Here is a 21,528-nt window from a genome sequence, read left to right as displayed (position 1 = left end):
AAAGGAGATCGTCGCGGGTTCATTGCCTGCGTTCACAAAGAGAACGGCAGCACCCGCACGATGGATGAAAGGAGCGGCGACGGATGACCGGCGCACGCATGGATACGCTCGCGCGTCTGCGCGGCCGCATTGCCCGTCTCGAAGCGGCCGATGGCGCGCATGATCTGCGCCGAGTCGCGCTCGGCCATGACGAGGCGGACGCGGTGCTGCAGGGCGGGCTCGCCACCGGCGCGCTGCACGAGGTGTTCGCGGAAGGCGGCCGCCAGGCGGCGGCCGCGACCGGTTTCGTGTGCGGCCTGGCGGCGCGTGTCGCCGCGCGCCGGCCGCTGATCTGGATCCGGCAGGACTTTGCCGAACGCGAGGCCGGCGCGCTGTCGATGAGCGGGCTCGCCGAGCTCGGCCTCGATCCGCGCCGCCTCGTGGTCGTGCGCGCGCCCGATCTGGATCACGCTTTGCGCACCGCCGCCGATGCGCTCGCCTGCGATGCGCTGGGCGGTGTGATGCTGGAGGTGTGGGGCGAGACGCCAAAGCTCGATCTCGTCGCCAGCCGCAAGCTGACCCTGGCGGCGCAGGAGTCCGGCGTGACCGCGCTGCTGTTGCGCGTCGCCGCGACGCCGGAGCCCTCGACCGCGGAGACGCGCTGGATGGTGCGCACCGCGCCGTCGCCTGTGGTGGCGCCATGGATGGCGTGGGGCGCACCGCGCCTCGATGCCGAGCTCATTCGCAACCGTCACGGCCAGACCGGACAATGGATCATGGAGTGGATGCCCGATGCGTGCCGTTTCAGCGAACCGGCGGCGGATCCTCAGCCTGTGGCTGCCGCGCCTGCCCATCGAGCGCATCAAGCGGAGCCGCAGCGCCGATCCGCTTGAGCAAGGCAAGCCGCAGGTCGTCGTCATCAAGGACGCCAATGCGCTGCTGATCCATTCGCTCGACGAGGCGGCCGCGCGTCACGGCGTATCGCTCGGCCAGCCCTTGGCGAATGCCCGCGCGGTCTGTCCCGATCTCGTCGCGCATGAGGCCGATCTCGCCGCCGATGCCAAGCTGCTGGAGAGCATCGCCGACTGGTGCGACCGCTTCACGCCGCTGGTGGCGCTCGATCCACCGCAGGGGCTGTCGCTCGACATCACCGGCTGCGTGCATCTGTTCGGCGGCGAGGCGAAGCTGATGCAGTCGGTGTGCGATGCGCTGACCGCGCACGGCCTCACTGTGTCGGCGGCGATCGCTTCCAACGCGGTGTGCGCGCGCACGCTGAACCGGCAGGTTCACGGCCGCATCGTGCCGGATGGCGAAGAGGCGGCGGCGGTCGCGTCGCTGCCGGTGGCTGCGCTCGGCGGCAGCGACGCGATCACGCTCGGCCTGCGCCGCGCCGGCCTCAAGACCATCGGCGACGTCGCCTCGCGCGGTCGCAACGAGATCACCGCCCGCTTCGGCGCCGCCTTCACCCGCGTGCTGGCCCAGGCGCTGGGCGAAGCCGATGCGCCGATCAGTCCGCGCAAAGTGCCGCCGGACTACATCGTCGACAAGCGCTTCGCCGAGCCGGTGGCGACCGACACGGTGATCGCGGCGAGCCTCTCCAGTCTCGCCACGATGCTGGTGGCGGCGATGGCCCAGCAGGGCAAGGGCGCGCGGCGGCTGGAGGCCTGCTTCTTCCGCACCGACGGGCTGGTGCGCGTCATCGCGGTCGACACCGGCCAGCCTGTGACGGACGCCGCCGTCATCGACCGGCTTTTCCGCGAGCGGCTGGAAGCGCTGAACGACCCGCTCGATCCCGGCTTCGGATTCGACATGATCCGCCTCGCCGCCGGCCGCAGCGAGATCGTGGTGCAGCAGCAGCGCGATCTCGACGCCCATGTCCACGACAATGACGAACTGTCGGCCTTGATCGACCGCATCGCCGCGCGCATCGGTGGGAAGCGTGTCGTTGTGCACCTGCCGGTCGATACCCATCTCCCCGAACGCGCGGCGCTGCCATTGCCGGCGCAGCACAATCTCGCGGCCACAAGCACCGCCAACTGGCCCGAACGCCACGACGGCGAGCCGCCGCTGCGCCCCTTGCGTCTGTTCGCACGCCCCGAGGCCATCCAGGTCATCGCCGGCATCCCCGACGGCCCGCCCGCGCGCTTCGTCTGGCGCCGCGCCGCGCATGCGGTGGTGCGCGCCGAGGGCCCCGAGCGCATCGCCATGGAATGGTGGCGCCCCGACGGCCAGGGCCTGACGCGCGACTATTTCCGTGTCGAAGACGAACACGGCCTGCGCTTCTGGCTCTACCGCGATGGCCTGTACGACCGTGAATTGGAGCAGCCGGAGAACGGCCCGCCGGTTCAGCCCCTCTGGTACATGCACGGACTATTCGCATGAGAGGCAGGGCGATCGCACGGCAAGCGCGCTGCTCACCCTCCCCTGGAGGGGGAGGGTCGGCTCGCATGCGCGCATGCGAGCCGGGGTGGGGTGACAGACCATCCGCGTTTGCGGTGCTGATTTTCGCCGGAGCGGAGACGCTTGTCGTTACGATTAGTCGACGCGATGACGACCGATTGCTGGGCTCACCCCACCCCGCCGCGCGCTCTGCGCGCGTCGACCCTCCCCCTCCAGGGAAGGGTGGGCAGCTGTGCAAGCCGCTTGCTGAGTGGCTGTCTTTCGCATCGCAGGGACATCGCGCCGCCCCAATCTCCGCAGCCGCGCCATGACCCCCGTCGCCTACGCCGAGATCGGCATCACCACCAATTTCTCCTTCCTGCACGGCGGCTCACACCCCCAAGCCTATGTGCACCAAGCCGCTGCATATGGCCTCACCGCGATCGGCATTGCCGATCACAACACGCTGGCCGGCATCGTCCGCGCCTATAGCGAGCTGAGTAACGACAAGCTGAGCTACAAGCCAAAACTGCTCTACGGCGCGCGGCTCGTCTTCACCTGCGGCACGCCGGACATCCTGGTCTATCCGCGCGACCGCGCGGCGTACGGCCGGCTGTGCCAGCTGCTCACCCGCGGCAAGCGCGGCAGCGATCTCGACAAGGTCGCCAAGGGCGATTGCCGCCTGAGCTTCGAAGACCTGTTCGAGTTCATCGAAGGCCAGCTCCTCGTGCTGATGCCGCCGCATCGCTTCGACGAGGACGCGCTGGGCGCAATCCTGGCGCGTCTGAAGGACAGCCCCGCCGAAGGCGTGTGGCTCGCCGGCAGCCTGCTGTACCGCGGCGACGACCGTCGCCGGCTGGCGCGGCTCGCGCGTCTCGCTGCGTCAGCCAGGGTGCCGCTGATCGCCACCAACGACGTACTCTATCACCATCCAAGCCAGCGCATGCTGCAGGACGTGCTGACCTGCATTCGCGAGAAGGCCTCGATCGAGAGCATCGGCCGCCGTCTGCAGGCCAATGCCGAGCGCCATCTCAAGCCGGGCCATGAGATGGCGCGGCTGTTCCGCGATCATCCCGACGCGATCGCCGAGACGCTGCGCTTCACCGACCGCATCAGCTTCTCGCTCGACCAGCTCAAATACCAATATCCCGACGAGCCGGTGCCTTCAGGCAAGACCGCGCAGGGGCATCTGGAGGACCTCACCTGGGCCGGCGCCAAGACCTATTTCGGCGAGCATCTCGATGACAAATTGCGCGCGGTCCTCAACAAGGAGCTGGCGCTGATCGCCGAGCTCAACTACGCGCATTATTTTCTCACCGTCCACGACATCGTGCGCTATGCGCGCAGCCAAGGCATCCTGTGCCAGGGCCGCGGCTCCGCGGCGAATTCGGCCGTCTGCTACGTGCTCGGCATCACCTCGGTGGACCCGACCAAGATCGATCTCTTGTTCGAGCGCTTCATCTCCAAGGAGCGGCTGGAGCCGCCGGATATCGACGTCGATTTCGAGCATTCGCGGCGCGAGGAGGTGATGCAATATGTCTATCGCCGCTACGGCCGTCACCGCGCCGCGATCATCGCCACCGTCATCCATTATCGCCCGCGCAGCGCCATCCGCGACGTCGGCAAGGCGCTGGGGCTAACCGAGGACGTCACGTCCGTGCTCGCCGACACCGTGTGGGGCAGTTGGGGCGACGGCCTGTCCGACATGCAGGTGCGCCAGGCCGGGCTCGATCCCACCAATCCGATGATCCGCCGCGCCGTGGAGCTGGCCTCGGAGCTGATCACCTTTCCGCGCCATCTGTCGCAGCATGTCGGCGGCTACGTGTTGACCCAGGACCGGCTCGACAGCTACGTCCCGATCGGCAACACCGCGATGGACGACCGCACCTTCATCGAATGGGACAAGGACGATGTCGACGCGCTCAGCATGATGAAGGTCGACGTGCTCGCGCTGGGCATGCTGACCTGCATCCGCAAGAGCTTCGACCTGATCGCCGATCACAAGGGCAGGCGCTACGTGCTCGCCGATATCAAGTCGGAGGACGACAACGAAGTCTACCAGATGCTGCAGCGGGGCGAGTCGCTCGGCGTGTTCCAGGTGGAGAGCCGGGCGCAGATGAACATGTTGCCGCGCCTCAAGCCGCGCACCTTCTACGATCTCGTCATCGAGGTCGCGATCGTCCGGCCGGGGCCGATCCAGGGCGACATGGTGCATCCCTATTTGCGCCGCCGGAACGGCCTCGAGAAGGTCAGCTATCCGGCGCCTGCGAACGGCCCGGCCGACGAGCTCTACAAAGTTCTACACAAGACGCTCGGCGTGCCGCTGTTCCAGGAGCAGGCGATGCGGATCGCGATTCAAGCCGCAAAATTTTCGCCGGAGGAAGCCAACGGCCTGCGCCGCGCGATGGCGACGTTCCGCAATGTCGGCACCATCGGCTCCTATGAGGAGAAGATGGTCTCGAACATGATCGCGCGCGGCTATGACCCGGCGTTCGCCAAGAGCTGCTTCGACCAGATCAAGGGCTTTGGCTCCTACGGCTTTCCGGAAAGCCATGCCGCGAGCTTCGCGCAGCTGGTCTATGTCTCGTCCTGGCTGAAATACTTTCATCCCGATGCGTTCTGCTGCGCGCTGCTGAACTCGCAGCCGATGGGCTTCTACGCGCCGGCGCAGATCGTCGGCGACGCCCGCAAGAACGGCGTCGAGATCCGCGACATCGATGTCTCCCACAGCTTTGCCGACAACACGCTGGAAAAAACCGACGGGAAATATTGCGCCGTCCGCCTCGGATTCCGCCAGATCGACGGCTTCCGCTGGATCGACCGCGACGAGGAGCGGATCAGGAAATTGTCGGAGGCGTTGCGGAGGGAGACGCTAGCTGCTCCCACATCTTCAACCCCAGGTGGTGGGCAGGCTCTCTCCTCATCGTCATTCCGGGGCGCGCGTAGCGCGAGCCCGGAATCCATACTCCCGATCGTGGTTATGGATTCCGGGCTCGCCCTCCGGGCGCCCCGGAATGACGGCGCGGAGAGGAGCGTTTCTCACTCGCAAACGCTTGGTGCATTTGGAGCGCACGACGCAAATGCGTCGCCCCGTAATGACAACGACAAACAGACTGCCTCTTCGCTTCAAACCGCCGACCGCGAAGACGACTGGGCCGACCGCATCATCCGCGCGCGCGAGCGCCGTCCCTTCACCTCGCTGGAGGACTTTGCCCGCGACACCGCGCTGCCCAAGCGCGCGCTGCTGCTGCTGGCCGATGCCGATGCGTTCCGCTCACTCGGGCTCGACCGCCGCGCCGCCTTGTGGGCCGTGCGCCGGTTGCCCGACGATGTGCCGCTGCCGCTGTTCGAGGCTGCGATCGCCCGCGAGCAGCCGGACGAGGGCGCGCAGCCGCTGCCCGAGATGCCGCTGCCGGAGCACGTCGTCGCGGACTATCAGACCATCCGCCTGTCGCTAAAGGGCCACCCGATGGAGTTCCTGCGCCGGCGTTTTGCCGCCGAGGGCGTGCTGGCCTGCCGCGACGTCAACGATTCCAACGATCGCCGCCGCATCCGCTGTGCCGGCGTGGTGCTGGTGCGGCAGCGACCGGGCAGCGCCAAGGGCGTCGTGTTCATGACCCTGGAGGACGAGACCGGGATCGCCAACATCGTGGTCTGGCCGAAGGTGATGGAGACCTTCCGCAAGGAGGTGATGGGCGCGCGCCTGGTGCTGGTCGAAGGCCGCATCCAGAGCAGCCCCGAGAAGGTCGTGCATCTCGTCGCCGAGCGCCTGGTCGACCGCACCGCCGATCTCGCGCTGCTGTCGGACGACCGCCTCGGCGCCATCCCGCAAGGTCCGATGCCCGCGGAGCCGCTCAACGACGACCGCCGCGACCATCCGGATAATCCCTCCCAGCGCGTCAGCCACCCCCGCAACGTCCGCATCCTGCCACGCTCGCGCGATTTTCATTGAGGCGTGGACTCGTGGTGACACGGTGGGCACGGCCCTTCGGACGATGCTTCGCATCGCCCGAATTGCCTTTGCCCACCCTACGGTTCTTTGTTAGTTGGTAAGATCGAAACCACGAGCTGTAGGGTGGGCAAAGACGCAACGCGAAGCGTTGCGACGTGCCCACCGGCCACGAGCGCGATGGGGGTGATGATGCCGAACTATCGCAGAGCATCCATCAAGGGCGGCGTGTTCTTTTTCACCGTTGTTCTGGAGGATCGAAGCAGCCATCTTCTCTTAGAGCAGATCGAGCGCCTTAAGGCATCCTACCGCCTTGCCTGCGAGCGTCTCCCCTTCGAAACGATCGCGATCTGCATCCTTCCCGACCATCTCCACGCGATCTGGGCTTTGCCGGAGGATGATGCCGACTATCCGATGCGCTGGAGCATGATCAAGAGCAGCTTCTCTCGTGGTCTGAAGACTCTGACGCAATCACGAAGCCTTGTGACGAAGCGCGAGAAGGGGATCTGGCAACGGCGCTATTGGGAGCACGCCATCCGCAACGAGACGGATCTCGAACGCCATATCGACTATATCCATTTCAACCCGGTCAAGCATGGTCATGTGTCACGCGTTGCCGATTGGCCACACAGCAGTTTCCATCGCTTCGTCGAACGCGGATGGCTCGCTCCTGATTGGGGAGGAGATATCAAAGCGACCGCTGGGTCGTATGGTGAGTGAAGACGGTGGGCACGGCGCTTCGTACGATGCTGCGCATCGCACGAAGCACCTTTGCCCACCCTACGGTTCTTGCTAGTCGATAGACCGGCGCCACAGATTGTAGGGTGGGCAAAGGCGCGTCGCGCAACGCGCGTCGCGACGTGCCCACCGGCCGCGATCGAGACTCAACGTAATCTGGGCAAAGCGACGCGAAGACCTCGTCATCCAGCACGCGCGACGATCACCCGCGCGCCTGCCTCCGCAAACGCCGCCCGCTGCGCCTCGGATGCGCCGTCATCCGTCACCAGGGTCCAGCGCGGCGGCAGGGGGGCCCAGGCGTCCTGTTCGGCGCGGCCGAGCTTGCCGGCGTCGGCGAGCACGATCAGCTCGCGGGCCTGCTGCATCATCAGCGATTTCAGCGCTACCTGGTCGAGATCGGCCTCGCACAGGCCGCGGCCCTTCACCAGGCCGTCGGCGCTCATCACCGCGCGGTCCGCCGTGATCCGCCGCAACGCATCGCTCGCCAGCGGACCCATCGTGCTCATGCTGGTGGTGCGCAACGCGCCGCCCAGCACCACGATCTCGATCGCCGGCGCCTTGGCGAGAAAGGGCAGCAGCGCGAGATTGTTGGTGATGATGCGCAGCCGCCGCTGCAGCAGCAGCCGGCCGAAGGCGGCGACCGTCGAGCCGGCGTCGAGGATGAGCGTGTCGCCGTCCTCGATCAGCTCGGCGGCCGCGCGCGCGATCGCCTGCTTCTCGCGGCCCTGCACCGCGAGCCGCTGCTCCAGCGTGGCCTCGGCGACGTGGCCGGTGAGGATGGCGCCGCCATAGGTGCGGCGCACGGCGTTGCTCTTCGACAGATGCTGCAGGTCGCGGCGCACGGTCGAGGCGGAAACGTCGAAGCGCCGCGCGAGATCGTCGACATCGATTTCCCCGGCGTTCAGGGCTTCGAGGAGGCGGGCATGCCGCTCCTTGCTGCGCATCGACATCGGCCTCTCACCCTCACTGCCGCGCCATGCTCATTGGCGCCGGTTGATGAGCGGACGCCATAGCATGCCGGCGCGGCTGCGCAATCCGTCAGGCCGCCTGCTTCGGCGCGAGATCCGCCGCCTGGCGCAGCGCCTCGATCAGGCTGCGCTCGTCGGCGATGCCTTTGCCGGCGATATCGAACGCCGTGCCGTGGTCGACCGAGGTGCGGATCACCGGCAGCCCGACCGTGATGTTCACGCCGGCCTCCAGCCCCAGCACCTTGATCGGGCCGTGGCCCTGGTCGTGATACATCGCCACCACCATGTCGTAGTCGCCGCGGCCGGCCAGGAAGAACAGCGTATCGGCGGGCAGGGGGCCGCGCACGTCCCAGCCCTTGCGCTGGCAGGCTTCCACGGCCGGCGTGATCTTGGCGGCCTCCTCGCCGCGGCCGAACAAGCCGTTCTCGCCCGCATGCGGATTGATCGCGCAGACGCCGATCTTCGGATTCTTGATTCCGGCGCGCACCAGCACGTCATGCCCTCGCGTGATCACGCGCTCGACGAGGCCCGGCTCGATCTTTTCGATCGCGTCGAGCAGGCCGATATGCGTCGTGACATGGATGACGCGCAGCTTCGGCGACACCAGCATCATCGAGACTTCGGGCGTGCCGGTGAGATGCGCCAGCAATTCGGTATGCCCCGGGAATTTGTGCCCGGCCGCATGCAGCGCCTCCTTGGAGAGCGGCGCGGTGCAGATCGCCTGCGCGGTTCCCGCCTGCACGATCTCGACGGCCTTCTCGATGAAGCGATAGGCGGCTTCACCGGCCACCGGCGACACCTGGCCGAACGGCAGATCGTCCGGCACGAGCTTCAGGTCGACGCACTGCACGGCGTCCGCGGCGAAGTTGGCTTCGCTGGCCTCGCCAATCGCATCGACTCCTCGGGCGGTGCCAACGATCCGGCCCGCCTTGCGCAGGCGCGTGGTGTCGCCGATCACCAGCGGGTTGCAGATCGCGCGGGTCTCCGGATGGTCCAGCGCCTTCATGATCACTTCGGGCCCAATGCCGGCCGGATCTCCCATGGTGATTGCGATGGTCGGACGGGTCATGAAAAGCTTCCTCTGGTTCTGATCGCGCGCAGCCGTTCGCTGATGCGGATCAGGCTGTGCGCGTCGCCGAACGCGCCGGCCTTGGTGGCAATGGGAACGGCGATCTGGCCGAGCGTGAGGCCGAGCGACACGCCCGGCTCGATCTCGTCGGCGAGGCGGATGCCGTTGACGCCGAAGCGCGCGAGCAGGGCGGCCGCGGTCTCGCCGCCGGTTGCGGCGAAAGCGCCGAGGGCGGGCGCGACCGTCTGCAGCGCGTCGGCGAGAGCGTTCGCAAGCTGTGCGCCCAGCCGCATGTCCGGGTGATCGTTCATCGTGATCTCGACGAGGGCATCGCGGCCTTGCCCGAGATGCGCGGTCACGTCGGTGGCGAGCGCGGCGCGGGCGTCGTCATCCTGGCCGAGCAGCATCTCAGGTGCGACCGGAAAATGCCTTACGGTGCCGCTCGCCTGCAGTTCGCGGGCCGCACTGCGCGAGGCGCCCGCCAGCGAGCCGACCACGATCAGGGTGCCGCAGGCGCTGGCGGGAATCCGCAATGTTTCGCCGGTCTCCTCGGCCTCGATGCCGGCCAGCGCATGCGCGAGGCCGGCGCTGCCGATGAAGAACGGCGCCGGAGAGACGTCGCTGCTTGCGGCCGCGATCAGATGCAGATCGTGCTCGGTCTCCGCATCGCAGATCCCGACGATATTTCCCTCGGCCGCGAGCCGGGCCAGCGTGCCTTTTAGCTCGGTACCGCGAACCGTGGAGAGGGCGAGTTTCTCGGACCTCACTCCCGCCGTGCCGAGCACCTCGGCCAGATCGGCGGTCGGATAGGTGTGGTCGCGCTGCCAGACCTCGGCCTGTTCGAGCGGCCGTCCCTGCACCAGGATGCGTCCGCTCACCGTGGTGCGGCCGGTCGCCGGGAAGGCGGGGGCGAACACGCCGAAGGCCGGCCCCGATTGCGCGAGATGCGCCATCGTCGCCGCCGTCTCCGCTGCCGGCTGTCCGCGCAGCGTCGAGTCGATCTTCTTGAACAGTCGCCGTCTCGGCCGGGCGAGCCGCGCCAGCACGTGCGTGTGCCGGCGGGCGGCGTCCTCGGCCGAAAGGCCGCGGCTCGCCGCGTCATAGGCGAGCACCGGCAGCCGGCGATCGGACGCGTCCTCTCCCCAGGTCACCGCGGCGGCGCGACCGCGCCGGCCGAAGGCGATCGCGCAGTCTGCTGCCCCGGTGAGGTCGTCCGCGACGATCAGCCAGCCTGCCATGGGATCAGTGACCTGCCGGACGTGGCGTGGGTGTCAGTGCAGCGGCGGTCGCCACCTCGTCCTCGCTCTCCGTGTCCACCCCAGGGCCGACCTTGCGGCTGACCCAGGCGGTCAGCAGCGGCGTCAGGATGGCGGTGACGACGACGCAGGCTGCGATCAGGATGGTGGCAGGGCCTGCCGCCGGAGCATAGGCCGGATTGGCCGCGGCCACGATGGCCGGAACGGCCGCCGCATTGCCTGCGGTAGAGGCCGCGGCGACGCCGGCGACGCCCGTGCCGCCTGTGATCCGGTCTGCGAGGAACAGCGGAATGCCGGTCACGATCACCACCGCGACGCCCATGCCGAGGCCGAGCAGGCCGGCCTGCCAGACCTTCGACAGGTCAAGCCCGGCGCCGAGCGCGAAGGCGAAGAACGGGATCATCACCGGGATCGCGCGGCTCAGGAAGGCGCGCATCTCGCGATCGAGATTGCCGATGATCATGCCGACGACCAGCGGCAGGATGGCGCCGACCAGCGCCTGCCACGGAAACGCCGACAGACCGGCGACGCCGAGCGTCAGCATGGTCAAGAACGGGCCGCTTTCCAGGGTCATGATCGTATAGGCGCCGACGTCGCGCGGCCGTCCATACTGGCCCATCAGCGCCATGTAGAGGCCGCCATTGGTGTCGTTCATCGCAGCGACGATGGCGAGCGTCGAGATGCCTGCGAACATGCCCGAGGTCACCGGCGTCTCGCCGAGAAGGCGGCCGAAGATCACGCCGAGGATCACGGCGACGCCGACCTTCACGACCAGCAAGGTGCCGCCCTTCTTGACGATGTAGGGGGTGGCGCGGAAGTCGATGCTGGCGCCCATGCAGGCGTAGAACACGGCGAGGATGGTCAGCGATCCCGAGAACAGCGCGCCGGTGAAGGAGCCGAAGAATTTCGGCGTCTCGGGGAAGAACGTCGCGATCAGCGCGCCGACCAGCAGCGGCACTACCATCATCCCGCCCGGCACCTTCTCGATCGTCTCCTTGATGGGCACCTGCATGTCCCGCGTCCTTCCCTGACAACGTCAAATTCTACGTATTTTGCGCAATCTCTTGAGAAGAAGATGCGCGCTTTGGTCAAATAAGCGCAAAATGCGCAGAATGCAAACGACATTTGCGCAATTTGCGCAATTTTTAGAGCTGTTATGGGCCGGAGCGCGCGCCGCTGCCGAGTGCGTCCCCCTGGCTGCTGTCGGTCGGAGAGTCTCCCCGGCACCTACGGGTCCGTAGCGGTCAGGCCAGCCCCGGCCCAACCCCCAATGCAAACCGAAGATCCATCGAGACGGGCGGCAGCCGTTTGGAGTGCTCGACGATTGAGGCTCGACAATCTGCATTCGAGGACGGCCCAGCGGAAAATGCGCGTGCTGCTGCACGATCCCTTCAACGTGACGAGATAAGTACGACGCCCACAGTCTGGCTTGTTAGTTTGTAGGATCGAACCTCGCTTCGTAGGGTGGGCAAAGGCACGGCGCGCCTCGCGCGACGTGACGTGCCCACCGGCCGCAGGCGCGATGGACGTGTAGCCGCTGTGAGGGAGATCGCCGGCTCGCAAGCAAGAACTCGATCGCCAAGCAAGAACGGTGGGCACGTCACGTCGCGCATGCGCGCCGTGCCTTTGCCCACCCTACGGCTGCTCCGCTCCAAGTCGGCAGACGGGCCATCTTGTGGCCTTCATCGCCACGATATCAATTCTCGTCGTCCAACACGCCACGAAGCCTCTCCCCATGCAATTATCCGATCGCTCTCTCTTCATCCTGAACATGGTGTTCGTCGTCATCGGCGTGCTCGTGCTGCGGTCGAAACCGGATGTCGGAATTGTCACCATCGCGTTCTTCGGATCGGGCGCCGTGCTCGCCGCCAGCATCATCATCCGCAAACGACGCTCGGCACCGACGGCTGAGCGGGTCATGATCACTGGCGGTGTCCCCATGCGTCCGTCGCGCGTGCTGATCGGCGGTCTCGGGGCCTGGCTAGCAGCGCTCGGCGTCATCCTGACCGTTTTTGGCTGGTCCTACGGCATCGTGTTTCGCTGCCTGTCGATCGCCTCGCTGATCTTCGGCTGTTATCTGCTGGCCGCCGTGCTGATCGGCTGGCTGCCGAGCACCTTCATCCAATTCGACGAGACCGGGATCACCTTCGGCTGCCGCGGCTTCTCCTATGTCGTTGCCTTCGACAACATCGCGGATCTGGCGGTGGCGGAAATGAACCGCAATCCCTTCCTGTGCATCCGGCTGCATCAACCCGATGCCGTCGCGGTGACCCCGCCCGCAAGATATGTGGACGCGCTCAAGCAGATCGGCCGATCCGAAGCCCTCATGGGCGCTCACATCGCCATTCCGACCCAGCAATATCTGATCGACGCCACGCTGCTCTCGCAGGCCATCGCGCGCTACGTCAACGAGCCGGTGGCCCGCCGCGAGCTCGAGGTGAGGTCACTGGCCAATGAGAAGTAGATCAACCGAGGTTGGCAACGCCGTTCGCCCCCCAAAGAAAAACGCTTTACATTTTTCCGAATTCATGTTCTATTCTCGCGCATCCCGTCCCATCGAGAAGGGGCGTAGCGCGCGATCGTCACGACACGCGGGGCGGGGAGCGATGGCCGTGGTGTTGCCGCAGCGTGCTTTGGCATGTGGACGAACGGCAACGTGCGGACGTGAAGTCGCAGCGTGCTGGCACCCCGATGCTGGTGCTACGTTCGCGACGGCGCTTGCGCGCCGCGCGGGCAATGGTGGCCAACAAGCCCGGCGCACCAGGCAGACTGCGTATAAACGTTAAGACCGTCGCGCAGGGAAGGCCGGGTGATCTCGGCTGCACCTGTGGTACCTGCCGCCTGCATTCTTTTTCGCAGGCGGGCCGCAGGCGTCAGTCGGCGCCTGGCCTTCCCTGCGCCCTCCTCACGAGAGGGTGAAATGATCAGCACAACTCGGACGCATCTGCGCCGCGAGGCAGCTTTCCTATGTTCGTCTCACAGGCTGTGATGTCTAAGATCCGCGGTGACCAGGCATGTCTCAAGGCTCAATGGCCAGTCGGATCTACAGCGCAGATATGGAACATAGTGGGCTGGAACAGATGCATACCCGCGCAGGTTGGCCGTTGAGGCCGCTACATCGTCCCGGCGATTCATTACGGCAGCATGACGTCATGGTGCGGCACCGAAGAAAATGACGATTGCCGAAAATGAGCTGAATGCAAGCTGAACGGCTGTCGTTGAACTTTCAAATTTTTAAAGCAAGACAGAGGCGACTTTGGCGATTTTTAGGTTGTTTAAAGCTCCAGTTCCGCACTATTAGCGCAGCGATGAGCCCGCCAATGCCGGAATCGTCGACGGATCAAACGAGCCAGTCATAAACAGCCATGGCGCCTGACACGAACTCACTTCCGCAGATGATCAGCACCAAGCGGCTGGTGATGGGTTTGGCCGTGCTGGCGATCGCCGGCGCAGGCGCCTACGGCTACACCCAGCTGGGATCCTCGACGGCGTCCAAAGACAACATCGAGCTGTCCAGCCAGTCGAAGCGCAATGGCACGACCTTCACGCCCTCGGCCGCGGAATGGGCGACCCTGACGATCGAGCCGGTATGCGAAAAAATCTTCCGCGCCGAGCACATCACCGAGGGCAAGGTGGCTGTCGACGAGGATCGCTCGACGCCGGTGTTCTCGCCCTATGCCGGCCGTGTGACCAAGCTGCTGGCGCGCCCGGGCGAGACCGTCCGCCAGGGTCAGCCTTTGTTCGTGATCGAGGCCGCCGACACGGTGCAGGCCCAGAATGATTTCATCACCGCCATCACCTCGATGAACAAGGCGAAGTCGGCGCTGGACCTCGCCGACATCCAGTACAAGCGTGCCAAGGATCTGTTCGAAGGCCGGGCGATCCCGCTGAAGGATTTCCAGCAGGCGGAGGCGACCTCCGTTCAGGCCCAGAACGACATGCGGTCTTCGCAGACGGCGCTGGAGGCCGCGCGCAACAAGCTGCGGATCCTCGGTTTCACCGATGCCGCGATCGGCAATTTCCAGAGCAAGGGCGTGATCGACCGCGAGATCACGATCTACGCGCCGATCGGCGGCACGGTCGTGCAGCGCAAGGTCGGCCCCGGCCAGTACGTGAACTCCGGTGCGAGCGATCCCGTCTTCGTGATCGGCGATCTCTCGACCGTCTGGCTTACCGCCTTCGTGCGCGAGAGCGATGCGGCGCTTGTGAATGTCGGCGAGGAGATCCTCGTCAACGTGCTCGCCCTGCCGGGCCGTCCGCTGAAGGCGAGCATCAACTACGTGGCCGCCTCGATCGACCCGGCGACGCGCCGGCTGCTGGTCCGCGCGACCATCGACAACAAGGACGGCCTTCTCAAGCCCGAGATGTTCGCCAACGTGACGATCTATTCGCCGGGTGAGCAGCCCGCCGTCGCCGTGCCGCGGCAGGCCCTGATCTACGAAGGTAATCAGGTCCGCGTCTGGGTCGCGCGTCCCGACAAGTCGATCGAGCTGCGCAAGATCAAGACCGGGTTGATCAACGGCGATCAGGTCGCGGTCGAAAGCAACCTGAACGCGGGCGAGCAGATCGTGACCAAGGGCAGCCTGTTCATCGATCGCGCTGCCTCCGGCAGCTGACGTGGTTCTCTTCCTGCCCTGCTGAAAGCTCCGATCTGAATGGACCGCCTCGTCTCCATCGCCGTCCAGCGGCGCTTCCTGATGGTTGGAATGTTCGTCGCCGTCCTGATCGGCGGCCTGATCGCCTTCCGCCAGCTCAACATCGAAGCCTATCCCGATCCGACCCCGCCGATGGTCGACATCGTGACGCAGAGCAACGGCCTGTCGGCCGAGGAGATCGAGCGCTACATCACGATCCCCATCGAGACCCAGGTCGCCGGCATCAAGAACCTGCGCACCATCCGCACGATCTCGCTGTACGGGCTCTCCGACGTCAAGCTGCAGTTCTCGTTCGACTACACCTATGATGAAGCTCTGCAGCAGGTGCTGAACCGCCTGTCGCAATTGTCGCCGCTGCCCGGCAACGTCACGCCGCAGATCTCGCCCTTGAGCGCGGTCGGCGAGATCTATCGCTACCGGCTGCGTGGTCCGCCCGGCTACAGCGTGCTCGACCTCAAGACCTTGCAGGATTGGGTGCTGCAGCGGCGCTTCCGTGCCGTTCCTGGTGTCATCGACGTCACCGGCTGGGGCGGCAAGACCAAGACCTATGAGATCCAGGTCGACTTCAACAAGCTGGTCGCCAACGGCCTGACCTTGCCGCAGCTCTTACAGGCGGTCGGCAATTCCAACATCAATGTCGGCGGCAACACGGTCGAGATCGGCACGCAGTCGGCCGTTGTGCGCGGCGTCGGCCTCATCCGCTCGATGGATGACCTCGCCAACACCATGGTGTCGCAGAGCGGCGGCAACCCGGTGCTGGTGAAGGACGTCGCCAATGTCACGGTGGCGGAGAAGCCGCGGCTCGGCATTGCCGGCCTCAACAACAACGACGACATCGTCCAGGGCATCGTGCTGATGCGGCGCGGCGAGCAGAGTTCGCCGACCATCGCGCGCGTCGAGCAGCTGGTCGATCAGATCAATAGCTCCACCATCCTGCCCCCAGGCGTGCGCATCGAGCGCATCTACGACCGCAAGGATCTGATCGACACCACGACCCACACCGTGCTGCACAACATGGTGGTCGGCATCGGCCTCATCGTGCTGCTGCAATGGGTGTTCCTCGGCAATCTCAGAAGCGCGCTGATCGTCGGCGCCACCATTCCCTTCGCGCTGTTCTTCGCCGTCATCATCCTTGTGCTACGCGGGGAGTCCGCCAACTTGCTGTCGGTCGGCGCGATCGATTTCGGCCTCATCGTCGACGCGACAGTGATCATGGTCGAGGCGATCTTCCGCCGCCTGACACAGACCACGCCGTTGTCCGAGGCGGAGGAGAGCCACATCTCGCCCGAGACGATGATGGGCATGAAGAGCCACGCGATCCTGTCGGCCGCGGCCGACGTGTCGCGCTCGATCTTCTTTGCCGCGGCCATCATCATTGCGGCCTTCCTGCCGCTGTTCACCTTGAGCGGCGTCGAGGGCAACATCTTCGGGCCGATGGCGCGGACCTACGCCTATGCGCTGGCCGGCGGTCTGCTCGCGACCTTCACGGTGACGCCTGCGCTCAGCGCCATCATCCTGCCGGCGCATGTCGAGGAGACCGAGACGCGGCTGATGCGGATGCTGCACGCGATCTATGCACCGGTTTTGCGCTGGGCGGTGGGAAATCGCAACCTGGTGATGACCGGCGCGATCGGCCTCGTGCTGCTGACCGTGGTGGTCGGCCGGCTGCTCGGTCTCGAATTCCTGCCAAAGCTGGAGGAGGGCAATCTCTGGATCCGCGCCACCCTGCCGCCGACGATCTCGCTGCAGGAGGGCAACTCCTACGTCAACGAGATGCGCAAGATGATCCGCGCGCGTCCCGAGGTCGAGGCGGTGGTCTCGCAGCATGGCCGTCCCGACGACGGCACCGATGCGGCCGGCTTCTTCAACGCTGAGTTCTTCGCGCCCCTGAAGCCCGTCAAGGACTGGCCCGGCACCAAGGACAAGGACCAGCTCACTGCCGAGCTGCTGAAGCAGCTCGACGACCGCTTCCCCGGCGTGGAGTTCAACTTCTCTCAATACCTGCAGGACAACGTCTCCGAAGCCGTGTCCGGCGTGAAGGGCGAGAACTCGATCAAGCTGTATGGCAACGACCTGCAGGCGCTGACCGACACCGCGAACAAGATCAAGCAGGTGCTGTCGACGGTGCAGGGCGTCACCGATCTCGCGGTGTTCACCTCGCTCGGCCAGCCGACCGTGCAGATCGATATCGACCGCGCCAAGGCTGCCCGCTACGGGCTCGCGCCGGGCGACATCAACGCCACTATCAAGGTCGCGATCGGCGGCGACACCGCGGGCGATCTCTACGAGCCGGGCTCCGATCGCCATTTCCCGATCATGGTCCGCCTCGCGCCGGAATATCGCAAGAGCGCCGAGGCGATCGAGAATTTGCGGATCGGCGCGCAGGGACCGAACGGCATCACGCAGATTCCGCTCAGCGAGGTCGCGACCATCAAGCTGGTGTCGGGCGCGGCCTATATCTATCGCGAGCAGCAGGAGCGCTATCTGCCGATCAAGTTCTCGGTGCGCGAGCGCGACCTCGGCAGCGCCATTCAGGAGGCGCAGCAGAAGGTCGCCGACCAGGTCCAGCTGCCGCCCGGATCGCATCTGGAGTGGGTCGGCGAGTTCGGCAATCTGCAGGACGCGATCAAGCGGCTGTCGATCGTGGTGCCGATCAGTCTGGCTCTGATCGGCGTGCTCCTGTGGTTCAATTTCGGCTCGATGGCCGACACCCTGCTGGCCATGAGCGTCATCCCCATGGCGATCTTCGGCGGTGTCGTCGGCCTCGTGCTGACCGGCATTCCGTTCAGCGTGTCGGCGGCGATCGGCTTCATCGCGCTGTTCGGCATCGCCGTGATGGACGGCATCATCATCCTGTCGCAGTTCAACCAGCTAATCGACGAGGGCGTCGACCGCATCGAGGCGGTCATCCGCACCGGCGAATTGCAGCTGCGCCCGGTGCTGATGACCTGCGTCGTCGCCGGCATCGGCCTGCTGCCGGCGGCGCTGTCGAGCGGCATCGGCTCGCAGGTTCAGAAGCCGCTCGCGATCGTCGTGGTCACCGGCATGATGCTGGCGCCGATGGTCATCCTGATCACATTGCCGGTGCTGATCTCGCTGTTCTCCCGCCGGAGGGTCCGCTAGATGCGCATGTGCTCGTCGATCCGCGCGGCTGCACCGGCATCGACGGCGCCGGCATCGACGATCTCGCCGCGCTTGAACACGAGGTAGCGGTCGCTGATCGAGAGTGCAAAAGGCAGATGCTGCTCCACGACGATCATGGAGGTGCCGATCTCGCGGCGGACTCGCACCAGCACCTCGGACAGGCGGTCAACGACGGAGGGCTGCAGGCCTTCGGTGACCTCGTCGAGCAGCAGCACGTCCGGCTTGGCCATCAAGGCCCGCGCCACGATCAGCATCTTCTGCTCGCCGCCGGACAGCGTTCCCGCGCGCTGGCCAAGCCGTTTTGTCAACACCGGAAACCAGCCGCCGACCTGCTCGAACAATGCGTCGATGTCCTTGTCCGAGAGCAGGCCGAGTCTGAGATTGTCGCGCACCGACAGGTCCTGGAACAGCGCATGCTCCTGCGGCACATAGACCAGCCCCATCTTGCGCTTCAGATGCGGCGCGATCCGCGTGACATCCTTGCCCGCGAGCGTGACGCTGCCGCGCCATGCCGGCAGGAAGCCGAGAATGGCCTTCAGCAGCGAGGTCTTGCCCATGCCGTTCTTGCCGACGATCGCCAGCGTCTCGGCCCTTGCCAGCGCAAAGCCGACATTGCTGATCACCTCCGAGGAGCCATAGCCGCTCGCGAGTTCTTTGACTTCGAGCGTCGTGCTCATGCCGGCACCTCCGCATGCGCCACGTGCTGACCCGTATAGATCTCGCGGACGAGCTCGCTGTTGACGACCTCGTCGACCGACCCGTCGAGCGCGAGGCGGCCCTGGTGCAGGACGATGATGCGCGAGGAGATCTCGCGGACGAAGTCGAGATCATGCTCGACCAGGAGAATGCAGAGCCGGTCGCGGCGCGCGAGGGTGGTGAGGATGTCGGCAAAGCCCTGCCGCTCGGCGCGGGTGAGGCCCGCGGTGGGCTCGTCGAGCAGCAGCACGTCCGGCTCGAGCGAGAGCACCATCGCGAGCTCGAGCGCCTGCTTCAGCCCGTGGCTGAGATTGCGCGCCTCTTCGTCGAGCCGTTCGCCGAGCCCGGAGCGTTCGACGACCGACATCGCCGCGGGCGGCAGCGCCAAGGTATCCGAGCGCGACGTGAGGGCGGGCGGATCGGCATGCGTCCGCGCCACGCGCAAGCATTCGGCGACGGTCAGCGTTTCGAACACCGACGCCGTCTGGAACTTGCGCCCCAGGCCGAAACGCACGACGCGATCCGGCGGCAGCTTGGCAATGTCGTGGCCGGCGATGGCGACCTCGCCGGTCGAGCGTTCCCGTCCATCGGACAGGCAGCGGATCAGGGTGGTCTTGCCGGCGCCGTTGGGACCGACCAAGCTCAGCAGTTCGCCGCGATAGGCCGTGAACTGCACACCATCCAGCACGGCGAGACTGCCGTAATGCTTGCCGAGCGTGCGCACTTCGATCGCGACGGCATCGGGATCGCTGACAGCGGTGGCGGCTGCGGCGGGCTGCAGAATTGTCGCGGCGCCTGCCGAACGCCCGCGCTTGACCAGACGCATCACTGCGCCGAGCAAGCCATCGGGAAACACGAGGATCACCACGATCAGCGCCAGCCCGACGATCAGCTCCCAGACGTAAGGCAGGCTGTTGGCGAGATAGGCACTGGCGACCTCGATGCACAGCGCGCCGATGACAGGGCCGATCACGGTGCCGCGGCCGCCGAGCGCGACCATGATCACGAGGTTGGTGCCGAAGGTGAAGCTGGCATTTTCCGGCGCGGCGACTGCGCCGAAGCCGGCATAGAAGAAGCCGGCCAGCGCGGAGACGATCGCGGACAGCACCAGCACGACGATGCGCAGGCGCGAGGTGTCGATGCCGAGATAGGTGCAGCGCGAGTCGTTGTCGCGCAGCGCCGACAGCAGACGTCCGGTGTCGCTGCGCATGACGACCAGGGCGAGCACCGCGGTTGCGAGCAGGCCAAGTCCGGCGAGGCGCAGCCAGGTCTCGATCTCCAGATCAAAACTCTCGAAGCCGACGAGGCCGCTCGACGAACCGGTGAACGTGCCGCCGGAGTAGAGGATCTGCACCAGCACGATCGGCACGACCAGCGAGATCACCGAGGCGTAGAGCGGTGTCGAGCCGGGGTAGAACGACAGCCAGCCGGTGAAGGCGGCGACCGCGCCCGCAACGGCGACCGCGACGCCGATCGCCGCGAAGATCTGCCACGTGCCGAAACCATATTCGGTGAACATGATCGCGAGCGCGTAGGCGCCGATGCCGAAGAAGGCGGACTGGCCGAAGGTCAGCGTGCCGCAATAACCCCACATGATGTCGACGGTGATCGCCGCGATCGCGACGAAGCAGGCGCGCACAAGGATGTTCACGAGGTAGGTATCGAGCAGCAGCGGCGCCACGATGATCACACCGGCGGCAAGCGACACCAGCAACGCGGGGACGATCAGGCGCGGCATGGCGCGCTTCGTTGGGGACATTGCAGGAGAGGCGAGGGGGCGCGCGTCAGGCACGGGCAAAACCCTCCGGCCGGATCCGCAGCACAATGGCGGCGCAGATCGCGATGGTCAGGCCACCCAGGATCGGGTTGACGAAAGTGGAGACGAGAACCTGCAGGGTGCCCAGCACGGCGCAGGAACCGGCCAACGCCAGCAGCGAGCCGCCGGACACCATCACTAGCATAAACGCGCCGATCAACCAGGGCACGCCCATGTTTGGATCGACGCTCGACAGCGGCGTGATCAGCGCGCCGGACAGCGCGGCGAGGCCACTGCCGAGCGCGAAAGTAATGAGCCGGACGCGCGAGGAGTCGACGCCGAGCCCCTGCGCCAGCATCTCGTTCATGATCACGGCCTTAGTCGATAGGCCCAACCGTGTGCCGTTGAGCAGGGCAGTAAAGAGCAAACCGACGACGATGGCCGCGACGATCATGACCAGCCGGTAGGCGGAATAATCGGCGCCGAACAGATGCACCGTGCCCGAGATCGGCGCTTGCACGAACTGCACCTCGCGGCCGAACATGAGGGTGATGAGCTGTCCCAGCACGATGCCGAGGCCCCAGGTGGCGAGGATCGCATCGAGCGGACGCTTGTAGAGACGGCGAACGATGATGATCTCGGTGACGCCGCCACAGATGGCGCCGGCGATGAAGGCCAGCGGCAGAACCAGGAACCAAGGCAGGCCCAGTTGCGCGCCGACGAGGGCCGAGTAGGCGCCGACGGTGAGGAAGGCGGCGTGGGCGAAGTTGATGATCTTCATCACGCCGAATACGATCAGGAGACCGGCGGCGATGATGAAGAGCATGGCGGCCGTCGTGACGGCATCGAGGGCGACGGTCAGCATGGTCACTTCCACTTGAGAGAAGCGGGGCGGGCTGTCGTCCGCCCCGCGGGATCATACGCGATCAGGCGTGCTGT

At 66.1% G+C, this 21,528-nt stretch carries 14 protein-coding genes; 7 read left to right on the top strand and 7 right to left on the bottom strand.

From position 1 onward, the window contains the following. Positions 1–83 precede the first annotated feature (83 nt). From BRAD285_RS20945 to BRAD285_RS20930, 4 genes are all read left to right on the top strand, one after another. Positions 84–872, top strand: a complete 789-nt coding sequence (locus BRAD285_RS20945) for an ImuA family protein (RefSeq protein ID WP_006613874.1) — start codon at positions 84–86, stop codon at positions 870–872. After that, positions 772–2,361, top strand: coding sequence for a DNA polymerase Y family protein (locus BRAD285_RS20940; RefSeq protein ID WP_006613875.1), 1,590 nt, complete (start codon positions 772–774; stop codon positions 2,359–2,361). Before BRAD285_RS20945 ends, BRAD285_RS20940 begins: the two co-directional genes overlap by 101 nt. Before the next feature lie 325 nt (positions 2,362–2,686). Continuing rightward, positions 2,687–6,310 (top strand): error-prone DNA polymerase, encoded by a 3,624-nt coding sequence (locus BRAD285_RS20935; protein ID WP_006613876.1) that lies wholly within the window; start codon positions 2,687–2,689, stop codon positions 6,308–6,310. 189 nt (positions 6,311–6,499) lie between these two features. Further along, the gene (locus BRAD285_RS20930; protein WP_050886933.1) at positions 6,500–7,027 is read left to right on the top strand and encodes a transposase; all 528 of its coding nucleotides are present in this window, start codon (positions 6,500–6,502) and stop codon (positions 7,025–7,027) included. Positions 7,028–7,227: 200 nt separating this feature from the next. Here BRAD285_RS20930 and BRAD285_RS20925 read toward each other — a convergent pair whose 3' ends face one another. The 4 genes from BRAD285_RS20925 to BRAD285_RS20910 form a co-directional block, all read right to left on the bottom strand. Continuing rightward, positions 7,228–7,995, bottom strand: coding sequence for a DeoR/GlpR family DNA-binding transcription regulator (locus BRAD285_RS20925; RefSeq protein WP_006613878.1), 768 nt, complete (start codon positions 7,993–7,995; stop codon positions 7,228–7,230). Between the two features lie 88 nt (positions 7,996–8,083). Next, the gene (gene pdxA / locus BRAD285_RS20920; RefSeq protein ID WP_006613879.1) at positions 8,084–9,082 is read right to left on the bottom strand and encodes a 4-hydroxythreonine-4-phosphate dehydrogenase PdxA; all 999 of its coding nucleotides are present in this window, start codon (positions 9,080–9,082) and stop codon (positions 8,084–8,086) included. After that, positions 9,079–10,320 (bottom strand): four-carbon acid sugar kinase family protein, encoded by a 1,242-nt coding sequence (locus BRAD285_RS20915; protein WP_006613880.1) that lies wholly within the window; start codon positions 10,318–10,320, stop codon positions 9,079–9,081. Before BRAD285_RS20915 ends, pdxA begins: the two co-directional genes overlap by 4 nt. Before the next feature lie 4 nt (positions 10,321–10,324). Beyond that, on the bottom strand, positions 10,325–11,350 hold the full coding sequence (locus tag BRAD285_RS20910; protein ID WP_006613881.1) for a 2-keto-3-deoxygluconate permease: 1,026 nt from the start codon (positions 11,348–11,350) through the stop codon (positions 10,325–10,327). Positions 11,351–12,073: 723 nt separating this feature from the next. Between BRAD285_RS20910 and BRAD285_RS20905 the strand changes: the two genes are divergently transcribed. The 3 genes from BRAD285_RS20905 (at position 12,074) to BRAD285_RS20895 (ending at position 18,116) form a co-directional block, all read left to right on the top strand. Continuing rightward, positions 12,074–12,802 carry a hypothetical protein gene (locus tag BRAD285_RS20905; RefSeq protein WP_244422314.1) on the top strand — a complete coding sequence of 243 codons (729 nt, stop codon included), beginning with the start codon at positions 12,074–12,076 and terminating at the stop codon, positions 12,800–12,802. 901 nt (positions 12,803–13,703) lie between these two features. Next, positions 13,704–14,954 carry an efflux RND transporter periplasmic adaptor subunit gene (locus tag BRAD285_RS20900; RefSeq protein ID WP_006613883.1) on the top strand — a complete coding sequence of 417 codons (1,251 nt, stop codon included), beginning with the start codon at positions 13,704–13,706 and terminating at the stop codon, positions 14,952–14,954. A gap of 39 nt (positions 14,955–14,993) precedes the next feature. Further along, a complete protein-coding gene (locus tag BRAD285_RS20895; protein WP_006613884.1) occupies positions 14,994–18,116 on the top strand; it encodes an efflux RND transporter permease subunit in 3,123 nt (1,040 codons plus the stop codon). Here the strand turns inward: BRAD285_RS20895 and BRAD285_RS20890 are convergent. From BRAD285_RS20890 to BRAD285_RS20880, 3 genes are read right to left on the bottom strand one after another with little or no spacing between them, the layout of a single operon-like run. Then, positions 18,113–18,814 (bottom strand): ABC transporter ATP-binding protein, encoded by a 702-nt coding sequence (locus BRAD285_RS20890; RefSeq protein WP_006613885.1) that lies wholly within the window; start codon positions 18,812–18,814, stop codon positions 18,113–18,115. The two genes, BRAD285_RS20895 and BRAD285_RS20890, sit on opposite strands and share 4 nt — an antisense overlap. Continuing rightward, positions 18,811–20,571, bottom strand: a complete 1,761-nt coding sequence (locus BRAD285_RS20885; protein WP_006613886.1) for an ATP-binding cassette domain-containing protein — start codon at positions 20,569–20,571, stop codon at positions 18,811–18,813. The genes BRAD285_RS20890 and BRAD285_RS20885 overlap by 4 nt, the downstream gene beginning before the upstream one ends. Before the next feature lie 46 nt (positions 20,572–20,617). Next, positions 20,618–21,454, bottom strand: coding sequence for a branched-chain amino acid ABC transporter permease (locus BRAD285_RS20880; RefSeq protein ID WP_035647844.1), 837 nt, complete (start codon positions 21,452–21,454; stop codon positions 20,618–20,620). Positions 21,455–21,528: the final 74 nt, after the last annotated feature.

The organism is Bradyrhizobium sp. ORS 285 (genome assembly GCF_900176205.1).
Taxonomy (GTDB): Bacteria; Pseudomonadota; Alphaproteobacteria; order Rhizobiales; family Xanthobacteraceae; genus Bradyrhizobium.
This window is presented reverse-complemented; position numbering and strand designations above follow the sequence as displayed.